Origin of the sequence: Flavobacterium aurantiibacter (assembly GCF_002251775.1) — a bacterium.
In the GTDB taxonomy this organism is placed as follows: domain Bacteria; phylum Bacteroidota; class Bacteroidia; order Flavobacteriales; family Flavobacteriaceae; genus Flavobacterium; species Flavobacterium aurantiibacter.
The window spans coordinates 1-10,736 of the sequence record NZ_NOXX01000122.1 but is presented as its reverse complement, the minus strand read 5'-3'; the positions used below and the strand labels follow the sequence as shown (position 1 = coordinate 10,736).

Genomic DNA, 10,736 nt, shown 5'->3' with positions numbered 1-10,736 from the left:
AGTGGTGATTTGCGGTAAGGTATTCACGACAATGTTTGCGGCTGCAGAAAGATCGTTCGGACAACTGCCGCCGTTACCTACCGATACCGTGTACGCACCCGCTTGAGCTACGGTCNCGTGCGGTTTGCGTTTCGTGTATGAGTTGCCAGTAATCTATAATTTGGTCTTTGCGTTTTTCGATGAGTTCGGGCGCCGGAATTTTATCGCGTTTTTGGTTGTTGATTTTGGAGTCGGAGGGGAGGAGGTTCCATAAATCGTTGTTTTTCCAAACGGAAAACGGAATAACGTGATCGATGTCGTACGTATTGATTTTCCTGCCCGTCCATACGCAGTACACGGTTCCGTTTTTGGATAGGATGTCGCGGTATAATTTTTTCGATTCGGCGATATTACGTTCGGTGATGGGTGAGTCGAGAATTTCGTTCAAGACGCGTTCCATAGACAGGTGTTTTCCGGAGGCGTTCACCGAAAATTCGGCCCATTTAAAGAGGATAGAATCTTGTCCGGACATGAAGCTCCCGAGAATTTTAAACGCTTCGTAATAGTCGGCTGGTATAGAAAACGATCCGAAATCGGTGATCATGCGTTCGAGGTCGAGGTGTTGAGAACGGGCAAGAGACTGTCGTTTATGTTCAAAAATCGAGTAGTATTCGTCGGATAGCGAGCGTCCGATGTATTTCATGGGCATGTTTACGACGGTGGCGCGAATTTTCCGGGCGAGTGCGGTGAAGTCGGCACGAATTGCTTCAGGAATGCCTTTTGTTTTGAGGTCGTTGTAAAATGCGCTCAAGCCGCCGCGCGATTCGTAGTATGCGATCAGTTTTCGAAATTCGGTGGCAAAGGCCAGATCGGTGGTTCCGTTAATTTGCGGAATGAGCGTTTTCGATTGCAACAACGGGTAGTAATACAGCAGCCATTTTTCGACGAGCAAGCCGGTAGGAATGTACACCCGATTTTCGAAAAAGGTAATGTAAGGAGAGTTATCCTGAATAATCTCGATGACTCCACGCAAGAGTGCAAACTTATAGGTTGTCGACTTGCTGTCGCGTTCTATAATTTTACTGATGTTGGAGAATATTTCTGGAGACATTTTATTGAAAGTATCTAGCGAAAATAGCGAAAACTGCGGTAGAAATGGGTGAAGTGATATTTTTTGGTCTGGAGTGAAAAATACCTATAAGTAGGTAGTTTTGGCTTAATAGAAGTGGTTAGTTTCGCCAACAACAGTTGTTTTATTTTTTTAAGTAACAACCACATGCATAAAGAGCTATCTGCAAATTGTAAAAGCGTCGATTTGTAAAACAGATGACGGCTTTTTTGAATAAATACTTTTTATGGAAATGAAAGTTTAAAACTTAATTTAGCAAACACTAAAATTTTAAAATAGCTACTGCAAAAAATGGCAAAACAGAAGAAAGAAACAAAAGAGAAGCCAATTGAAGTTACCCTTTGGGAAGCTGCAAATAAACTGAGGGGAAGTGTTGAGCCAGCCGAATACAAACACGTGGTGTTAGGTCTGATTTTCTTAAAGTTTGCCAGCGATAAGTTCGAAGAACAGCGAGCTAAACTTATTGCCGAAGGTAAAGAAAAGTACATCGAGAAGCCCGAGTTCTATAACATGAACAATGTGTTTTTCTTGGAAGAAGCGAGTCGATGGAGTTTTTTGATAAAGCGAGCCAAGCAAAGCGATATTGCATTACTCATTGACACTGCCCTGCATACCATCGAAAAAAACAATAAATCTCTAAAAGGGGCATTGCCCGACAATTACTTTTCTCGTTTGGGTTTGGATGTTACAAAACTAGCGTCGTTGTTGGATACGATAAACGATATAGACACTACAAGAGACCCGAAACAAGATGTAGTGGGGAAAGTGTATGAGTATTTTCTTTCCAAATTTGCATTAGCTGAAGGAAAAGGCAAGGGCGAATTTTACACACCCAAGAGCATTGTAAACCTGATTGCTGAAATGATTGAACCCTATAAAGGAATTATCTACGATCCGGCTTGTGGTTCAGGCGGCATGTTTGTGCAGAGTATTAAATTTATTGAGGCACACCACGGCAACAAAAAAGAAATTTCTATTTACGGACAGGAATACACCAACACCACATATAAACTGGCAAAAATGAACTTGGCCATACGTGGTATTAGTGGAAATTTGGGAGATAAAGCAGCCGACACTTTTCTGGATGACCAGCACAAAGACCTGAAAGCCGATTTTATTATGGCTAACCCGCCATTTAACCAAAAAGATTGGCGCGCAGAAAACGAATTGACCGACGACCCTCGTTGGCGCGGTTACGACATACCACCTAAAAGTAACGCCAATTACGGCTGGATTTTGAACATGGTTGCTAAACTCTCCGAAAACGGAATTGCTGGCTTTATCTTGGCGAATGGTGCATTAAGTGGCGGTGGCGAAGAATATAAAATACGCAGAAAACTGATTGAAAATAATTTGGTGGAAGCGATTTTGGTATTGCCAAGTTCAATGTTTTATACCACTGATATAAGTGTTTCGCTTTGGATTATAAATAAAAATAAGAAAGAGCAAGTAAGAGCAGTTGGAAGTGAGAAACGCCATTTCAGAAACAGAGTAAAAGAAATCTTGTTTTTTGATTTGAGAAAATCGGGAATACCCTTTGAGAAAAAGTTCGTTCAGTTTTCAGATGAAACTATCCAACACATTGCAGGAACATTTCACAAATGGCAACAAACAGAAATTGAAAACGTTCCTGAATTTTGTTATTCAGCGAAAATAGATGAAATCGAAAAGAAAGATTTTTCATTGGTGCCGAGCAAATACATTGCCTTTGTAAACCGTGACGAAAACATTGATTTTGACAAGAAAATGAAAACCTTGCAAAGCGACTTTGCCAATCTGTTGAAAGCCGAAACCCAAAGCAAAAATGATTTACTGACCGTTTTTAAAGAGCTAGGCTATGAAATCAAATTATAAGCGGCTCGGTGCCTATATTGAACCCATCAATCAATTGAACGATGGAATGGAAGTGAAAGAACTTTTAGGAATTAGCAACCAAAAGTTTTTTCAGAATTCACATACTAATACAATTGGAATTGATTTATCTACTTATCGAATTGTAAGGACAGGACAATTTGCTTACAACAGAGCAACTACAAGAAATGGTGAAAAAATTTCTATTGCATTAAGGCAAGGAGATGATTGTATTGTTTCGCCTTCCTACAGAATATTTAGAAGTAAAGACGAACGTGTTTTGAACTCTGAATATTTGATGATGTGGTTTCGCAGACCAGAGTTTGACCGCTATGCAAGATTCAAAAGTCACGGAAGTGCTCACGAATTTTTTGAGTGGGACCAAATGACAGATGTTGAATTACCCATCCCACACCCCGACAAACAACGAGAAATAGTACAAGAATACAACGCGATTCAAAACCGCATTTCCCTAAACCAGCAACTGATACAAAAATTGGAAGAAACCGCACAGGCGATTTATAGGGAGTGGTTTGTGGAGGGAATTGATTTGGAGAATTTGCCGGAGGGGTGGAGAGTTTCAAAAATTGGTGATGAGGTTGAAACTATTGGTGGGGGAACTCCTTCAACTGAAATTGAAGAATATTGGATAGATGGCAATATTTCTTGGTATTCACCAACTGACATTACAAATAACAGTTCAGTTTTTATTTTTCACTCTGCAAATAAAATTACCAAGCTCGGTTTGAATAAAAGTTCAGCAAAACTATTTCCTGCAAATTGCTTAATGATGACTAGTAGGGCTACTGTTGGAAAGTTAGCAATTAACACAGAAGAAGCCACAACCAATCAAGGCTTTATAACGCTTATACCAACTTCGGAATTAAATGTGTATTATCTCTATTGTTGGATAAACACTCAGATTGAGGAAATAATAAACTTGGCTTCGGGCAGCACTTTTTTAGAGATAAGTAAATCAGATTTTAGGAATTTAGACATTATCATTCCGAATGGTGAAATTGCTAAAATATTTAAGAAAACTGTTGAACCAATTTTTGATTTGATAAAAACTAAAACAGAAGAAAACCAAAAGCTAACGGAACTGAAAGAGTTGTTGCTTTCTAAACTCGCCACAGTAGAATAAAAGGTAAGATATGAGCAGAATAGACCATTTCAAACCATCAGAGGAAGATATAATAAAAACTTCCAAAACAAACAAACTCTATTCACATGATTTTGGAGCGGGTAGGTTTTTCCAAGTTGTTCACGAAGATGAAAGTGCAACAACTAGTCGCTTTGCATCAAGGACGATGCTTAAAGTTGTTTATCTGAAAGAATTAGACGACATCGAAGGTTTTGAAATCATAAAATTGGTAAACGAAACAGAAAAGAAAACGACTGTATTTTTGAAGATGATGACCTTCTATTCTAAAGCAAACAACAAAACTTTAAACCGAGATAAACAACTTATTCCATAATATATGCAAGAAATCAAGCAACTCTTAGCTATTACACAAAAATTGCGAGCGCAGTATGATAGAAGTTTTTCGCTAGACGGACGTTTAGTGGGCGACATTGGCGAAGTATTGGCAGCAGCTAAATATAATTTAGAATTACTTAGTGAAAATACAGCAGTTCACGACGCTGTGGAAAGTGAAACAGGTCGAAAAGTGCAAATCAAAGCCTCTTTTAAGAATTACAGCTATTTTCCATACGGAGTGGAGCGAACTCCCGATTATTTTTTGAGCGTTAACATTCTTGAAAATGGAGAGTTGGAAGAATTATTTAACGGTCCAGGTAGCTTTATTGTAGAGCACTATATTAAAGCCCGTGGTTTACGCGATTACAAAATGACGTTTTATACACTATCAAAAGGACGACTTAAACTATTAAACGATCAGGTGCCCGCAGACCAAAAAATCCAACTCAGAAAATGAATTTATCCGAATTGCAAGATTTCTTGAATCAGAATGAAATTCCCTCCATAAAAGGGAAACCTAAAACTTTTTTAGAAATTACTAAACAACCACATTATGAAAATGTTTGGTCTAATATTTATGCCTTTTATTTAGACTACAACGGCGTGCATAAGTTGAAAGATTTATTCATTAAATGTCTGTTAGAGATTATTAACGCATCTCCTTTAGCAAAAAATAATCTCGTCTTCGACTCGTTTTCAAATTATAAAATAACTACTGAATACAGTACAATTAATCAAAAGCGAATAGACATTGTTTTACAAAATAAGGACTACGCCATTATTATAGAAAATAAAGTTCGTCACCATTTGAATAATGATTTAAATGAATATTTCAATGAGATAAACGCGTCTGAAAAGGTAGGTGTTGTTTTATCGCTTCAACCAATTTCAGATATTTCACACAAGCGTTTTATCAATATCACACACTTAGAATTTGTAAATAAAATATTACAAAACTTGGGCAGCTATCTATTAAATGGGAATGAAAAGTATATCGTTTTTTTAAAAGATTTCTGTCAGAATATAATTAATTTAAGTCACCCAATTATGGAAAAAGACAACATTGAGTTTTATTATAAAAACCAAGAAAGAATAAATCATTTAGTATCTTTTAAATACAAACTACGCGAACATATTGTTGAGCAAGTAAAAGACGCCGGAAATCGACTTGAGGAAGTTAGTAAATATGAGCCTCGAGTTAACAGCTTCAATGATAACAGACTTGTTTATTATGTATCTAAAAAGAATAAAAACCTGATGATTACTGTGGTTTACGAAGATTTGTTAAAATCAGATAAAATGTACATAGCAGTTGAAATGCAAGGTGATTTACTGCGGAACAGAACTGCTTATAATCAAATTGAATTTACACCGGCAGAAAGCGAAATTGCATTTTCTGATAACTTTAAAAACACTAGTTATACGTGGGCTCATTTTGCAGTCATCCATTATCATCCAACAGTTACAGAAATTGCTAACCTCTCACAATTTATAATCGATAAGCTTAGAAACGATAATTTGCTTGCAATTTTTCTTAAATTAGAGGCTTTTATAAGTAAAAATGAATAGTGAACAACGAAGTTTTAAGTAACTGTATGTTAAGTACTTTTACGAAGAGGATTCTATAGTACTGGAAATTTATGAATTCTTAAAGTAAAAAAGTTTCCCCATCAGCTAGGCGTAGCAATATGCAATAAGCTAGAAGAAGTAAATGCAAAATTGTTAAAATGAACAGCCAAATCATCATTTACCAAAACCCCGATGGCAACATTAAAATAGATGTTCGTCTAGAAGAAGAAACCGTTTGGTTAACTCAGGACCAAATGGCAACTTTATTTGGAAAGGCAAAGTCGACCATTAACGAGCATATCAAAAATGTATTTGCAGAAGGTGAGCTGGAAGAAAAAGTGGTTGTTCGGAAATTCCGAATAACCACTCAGCACGGTGCCATTGCAGGAAAGACACAGGAAGTTGAAGTAAATGGCTACAACCTTGATGTAATTATTTCGGTAGGATATCGGGTAAAATCTCCGCAAGGTACACAGTTTCGTATTTGGGCAACCCAACGATTAAAAGAATACATTATCAAGGGATTTGCTCTTAATGACGACCGGTTTAAGACTGGCAATTCGATGAACTATTTCAACGAATTGCAAGAACGTATTCGAGAAATACGATTGTCGGAACGCTTCTTCTATCAAAAAATCAAAGATATTTATACTACTAGCATAGATTACGACCCAAGAGATGAAAAAACGATAGCATTTTTTAAGGTCGTTCAAAACAAGCTTCTATGGGCTATAAGCGAACAAACGGCAGCCGAGTTGGTATATCGGAGGGTAGATGCCGATTTGCCTTTGTTGGGAATGCAATCGTTTGACAAGAAAAATTCTGTTTCCATAAAAAAGTCGGATGTAAGCATTGCAAAAAATTATTTGAATGAAGATGAAATAAAATTGCTTGGCTTGTTGGTGGAGCAATATTTAGCTTTTGCCGAAACCATGGCACAACAACGCATTCCCATGTATATGAAAGACTGGATAGCACGTTTAGACGCTATTTTGCAACTGAATGGAAGAGAGCTTCTGACACACGCTGGAAAAATAAGTCACGATATGGCTTTGCAAAAGTCAGAAGCAGAATTTGAGAAGTATAGAATTGCTCAAAATACACTAGAGAAAGAACAGAGTTTGAAGGAGATTGAAGAGGACATTAAAAAGTTGAAGAAGCCTAAAAAATGAAATTCACCGAAGAAAAATTAGAGAAAGCGTTTATAGAGTTGTTGGAGCAAGAAGGCTATCCCCACCACTTAGGCATTTCAATAACTCGTAAGCCCGAAGAAGTATTGATAGAAGAAGATTTGCAAAACTTTCTATTAACGCAATACGCTGGGCAAGGCATTACCGAAAACGAGGTTAAATCGATTATTCTTCAACTTAAATCACTGGATTCAACAGATCTATACGAAAGCAACAAAACCTTTTTAAATCTACTTTCAAACGGTTTTATTCTCAAACGGGATGACCGCTCACAAAAGGATATTTACATTCAATTAATTGATTACAAAGGTTTAGAAAGCCACAGATTACCGAAAGAAGGCGAGGTCCTGTCTATCTCTGCCGAAGGAAAACATGCATACGAAGACGACGGCAATATTTACAAATTTGTAAATCAGTTAGAAATTTTCGGTTCTGAAAAGCGTATACCCGATGGTATTATTTACATCAATGGTTTGCCTTTAGTGGTATTCGAATTTAAGTCGGCTATTCGCGAAGAAGTCACCATTTACAATGCTTACAGGCAGCTAACCGTTCGTTACCGTAAAGACATTCCCGAACTTTTTAGATACAATGCCTTTTGTATTATCAGCGATGGAGTAAACAATAAAGCAGGTTCTTTTTTCGCTCCGTATGAATTTTATTACGCATGGCGACGAATTGCGGGGCTTGCTAAAGATGTTGATGGCATAGATTCGATGTTTACTCTGATTCAAGGGATGCTTCACAAAAACCGCTTGCGTGATATTATTCGCAACTTCATTTACATTCCCGACAGTTCGAAGATAAACGAGAAAATTGTTTGTCGTTACCCGCAATACTACGCCGCGAGAGCCCTGTATGATAATATTAAGAAAGCACAGAAACCTGCAGGCAACGGAAAAGGCGGAACTTATTTTGGAGCCACCGGCTGCGGAAAGAGTTTTACGATGCTTTATCTTACAAGGCTCCTTATGAAAAGTCAGTATTTTGAGAGTCCAACTATAGTATTGATAACGGATAGAACCGACCTAGACGATCAACTTTCAGGACAATTTACTAACGCAAAAAATTTTATTGGAGATAACACAGTTGTTAGTGTTGAAAGCAGAGCACATTTAAGGGAATTAATTCAAGGCAGACAAAGCGGCGGCGTTTTCTTAACAACAATTCACAAGTTTACAGAAGATACCGAACTGCTTACCGAGAGAACTAATGTTATCTGCATTTCTGACGAAGCACACAGAAGCCAAGTAAACCTGGAGCAAAAAGTAAAGTTGACCGAAAAAGGCGTTACCAAAACCTATGGTTTCGCTAAATATCTTCACGATTCATTACCCAATGCCACATTTGTAGGTTTCACAGGAACTCCGATAAATGCAACGCTTGATGTTTTTGGAAAAGTAGTAGATGCCTACACGATGACGGAATCGGTAAAAGACGAAATCACGGTAAGAATTGTGTACGAAGGCAGAGCAGCAAAAGTCTTATTGAACAATTCCAAACTTAAAGAAATTGAAGAATACTATGCCAACTGTGCTGAAATGGGAAGCAACGAAAATCAGATTGAGCAAAGTAAAAAAGAAATGGCACAGATGCACGCTATTATCGGCGATCCCAACCGCTTAAAAGAGGTTGCTAAAGATTTTGTAAGCCATTACGAGAACAGAATTGCAGAAGGTGCAACCGTAAAAGGAAAAGCCATGTTTGTTTGCAGCACGCGTGAGATTGCGTATGAGTTATATAAAAACATTTTGGAATTACGTCCTGAGTGGAATGAAATACGTGCGGCAGAAGAAGGCGTAGTTTTAACCGACAAAGACAAACGAGAACTCAAACCTATTGAACGAATCAAACTCATTGCAACAAGAGGCCAAGACGACCCGAAAGAAATGTATGATCTGCTCGGTACGAAAGAACAACGTAAAGAACTAGACCGACAGTTCAAAAATGAAAAGTCGAATTTCAAAATTGCTATAGTGGTAGATATGTGGCTCACTGGTTTTGATGTTCCTTTCTTAGATAGTATTTACATTGACAAACCTATCCAAAGACACAATTTGATTCAGACCATTTCAAGGGTAAACCGAAAATTTGAAGGCAAGAATAAAGGGTTGGTGGTAGACTACATTGGAATAAAAAACCAAATGAATTTGGCGTTAAAGCAATACAGCGAAGGCGACAAAGACAATTTTGAGGATATTACCGAATCGATCATCATTGTAAGAAATCATTTAGACCTTTTAGCTAAACTATTTCACACGTTTGACAACTCAAAATACTTTAAAGGAACAACCATTCAGCAGTTAAATACTTTGAATTTAGCTGCGGAGTATGCCCAAAAAACAAAAGAAATTGAAACCCGGTTTATGGGATTAGTGAAGCGACTTAAAGCCGCTTATGATATTTGCGCAGGAAGCGAACAAATAACTCAAATAGAAAGAGATTATATCCATTTTTATTTGGCAATTCGTTCTATCATCTTCAAATTAACCAAAGGAAATGCCCCCGACACTGCACAGATGAATGCGAAGGTTAGGGAAATGATGAAAGAAGCATTACAAAGCGATGGAGTAGAAGAGATATTTAAACTTGGTGATGAATCAGAAACCGAACAAGATCTTTTTGATGAAGATTATTTGGCTAAGATTGAGAAAATTAAACTGCCAAATACGAAAATTAAATTACTTCAACAGCTTTTAGCAAAAGTAATAGGGGAGATAAGAAAAGTAAATAAAGTTAGGGGCATTGATTTTTCAAAGAAAATGCAAATCTTGGTTGAACGATACAACAACCGGGATGAAAACGACATTATGAGAAGTGAAGTCTATGAAGAAATTGCAAATGCCTTGACAGACTTAATTTGGGAAGTTCACAGAGAATTTTCAGCAGGCGATGCATTGGGAATTGATTTTGAAGAAAAAGCATTCTACGATATTTTAAATCAACTTTGCATTAAGTACGACTTCAAATACCCGAATGACAAAATGATTTCATTGGCAAGAGCTGTCAAAGAACTTGTCGACGGACAAGCCAAATTTCCAGACTGGAACAAACGCGATGATATTAAATCGGCTCTAAAGGTAGGTCTAATACTATTACTTGATGAATTTGGCTATCCGCCTGTAGAAAGAGACGAAGTGTATGTTGAGATTTTTGAACAAGCAGAAAATTATAAGAAGAATCAGCAGTAAAAAAAAACCACGCTTAACATACTCTCCTTTATCGAATCAAATACTATTGTGTACATCGTGAAAAACATTGTGAAACATTGTGCTCCATATTTCGCTTCTTTCGCTTTTTCTNCTACATTCCGAAATAATCTGTGAACTTCGGTGTGTTCTGTGCGCTATAAAAGCTGGTGCCTGAACGGGTCGAGAGCAGCGGGTTGGAGGTGGCATTGTGGACATTGTGAAAAACTTTGAGAAACATTGTGCTCCCTCGGCGCCTGAGCCTGTCGAAGGCAACCGCAAAGGACACGAAGATTTACGCAAAATTCGCAGAGCGGTTTTATTGTAGTATTAAGATTGGAGTATTAAGT

General features: G+C 37.5%; 8 protein-coding genes. 7 read left to right on the top strand and 1 reads right to left on the bottom strand.

Annotated elements, in window-relative coordinates:
* Positions 1 to 73: 73 nt before the first annotated feature.
* On the bottom strand, positions 74 to 439 hold the full coding sequence (locus tag CHX27_RS15990; RefSeq protein WP_449403958.1) for an HNH endonuclease domain-containing protein: 366 nt from the start codon (positions 437 to 439) through the stop codon (positions 74 to 76).
* Between the two features lie 960 nt (positions 440 to 1,399).
* Between CHX27_RS15990 and CHX27_RS02140 the strand changes: the two genes are divergently transcribed.
* The 7 genes from CHX27_RS02140 to CHX27_RS02115 all read left to right on the top strand — a co-directional run bounded on the left by CHX27_RS02140 (position 1,400) and on the right by CHX27_RS02115 (position 10,389).
* The gene (locus CHX27_RS02140; protein ID WP_094485121.1) at positions 1,400 to 2,962 is read left to right on the top strand and encodes a type I restriction-modification system subunit M; all 1,563 of its coding nucleotides are present in this window, start codon (positions 1,400 to 1,402) and stop codon (positions 2,960 to 2,962) included.
* The gene (locus CHX27_RS02135; RefSeq protein WP_094485120.1) at positions 2,946 to 4,103 is read left to right on the top strand and encodes a restriction endonuclease subunit S; all 1,158 of its coding nucleotides are present in this window, start codon (positions 2,946 to 2,948) and stop codon (positions 4,101 to 4,103) included. The genes CHX27_RS02140 and CHX27_RS02135 overlap by 17 nt, the downstream gene beginning before the upstream one ends.
* Positions 4,104 to 4,113: 10 nt before the next feature.
* On the top strand, positions 4,114 to 4,437 hold the full coding sequence (locus CHX27_RS15315; RefSeq protein WP_133063392.1) for a hypothetical protein: 324 nt from the start codon (positions 4,114 to 4,116) through the stop codon (positions 4,435 to 4,437).
* Positions 4,438 to 4,440: 3 nt separating this feature from the next.
* Positions 4,441 to 4,896, top strand: a complete 456-nt coding sequence (locus CHX27_RS02130) for a DUF6998 domain-containing protein (RefSeq protein ID WP_094485119.1) — start codon at positions 4,441 to 4,443, stop codon at positions 4,894 to 4,896.
* Positions 4,893 to 6,008 (top strand): PD-(D/E)XK nuclease family protein, encoded by a 1,116-nt coding sequence (locus CHX27_RS02125; protein ID WP_094485118.1) that lies wholly within the window; start codon positions 4,893 to 4,895, stop codon positions 6,006 to 6,008. The genes CHX27_RS02130 and CHX27_RS02125 overlap by 4 nt, the downstream gene beginning before the upstream one ends.
* Positions 6,009 to 6,166: 158 nt before the next feature.
* Positions 6,167 to 7,180, top strand: coding sequence for a virulence RhuM family protein (locus tag CHX27_RS02120; RefSeq protein WP_094485117.1), 1,014 nt, complete (start codon positions 6,167 to 6,169; stop codon positions 7,178 to 7,180).
* Positions 7,177 to 10,389 (top strand): type I restriction endonuclease subunit R, encoded by a 3,213-nt coding sequence (locus CHX27_RS02115; RefSeq protein WP_094485116.1) that lies wholly within the window; start codon positions 7,177 to 7,179, stop codon positions 10,387 to 10,389. Before CHX27_RS02120 ends, CHX27_RS02115 begins: the two co-directional genes overlap by 4 nt.
* Positions 10,390 to 10,736 lie beyond the last annotated feature (347 nt).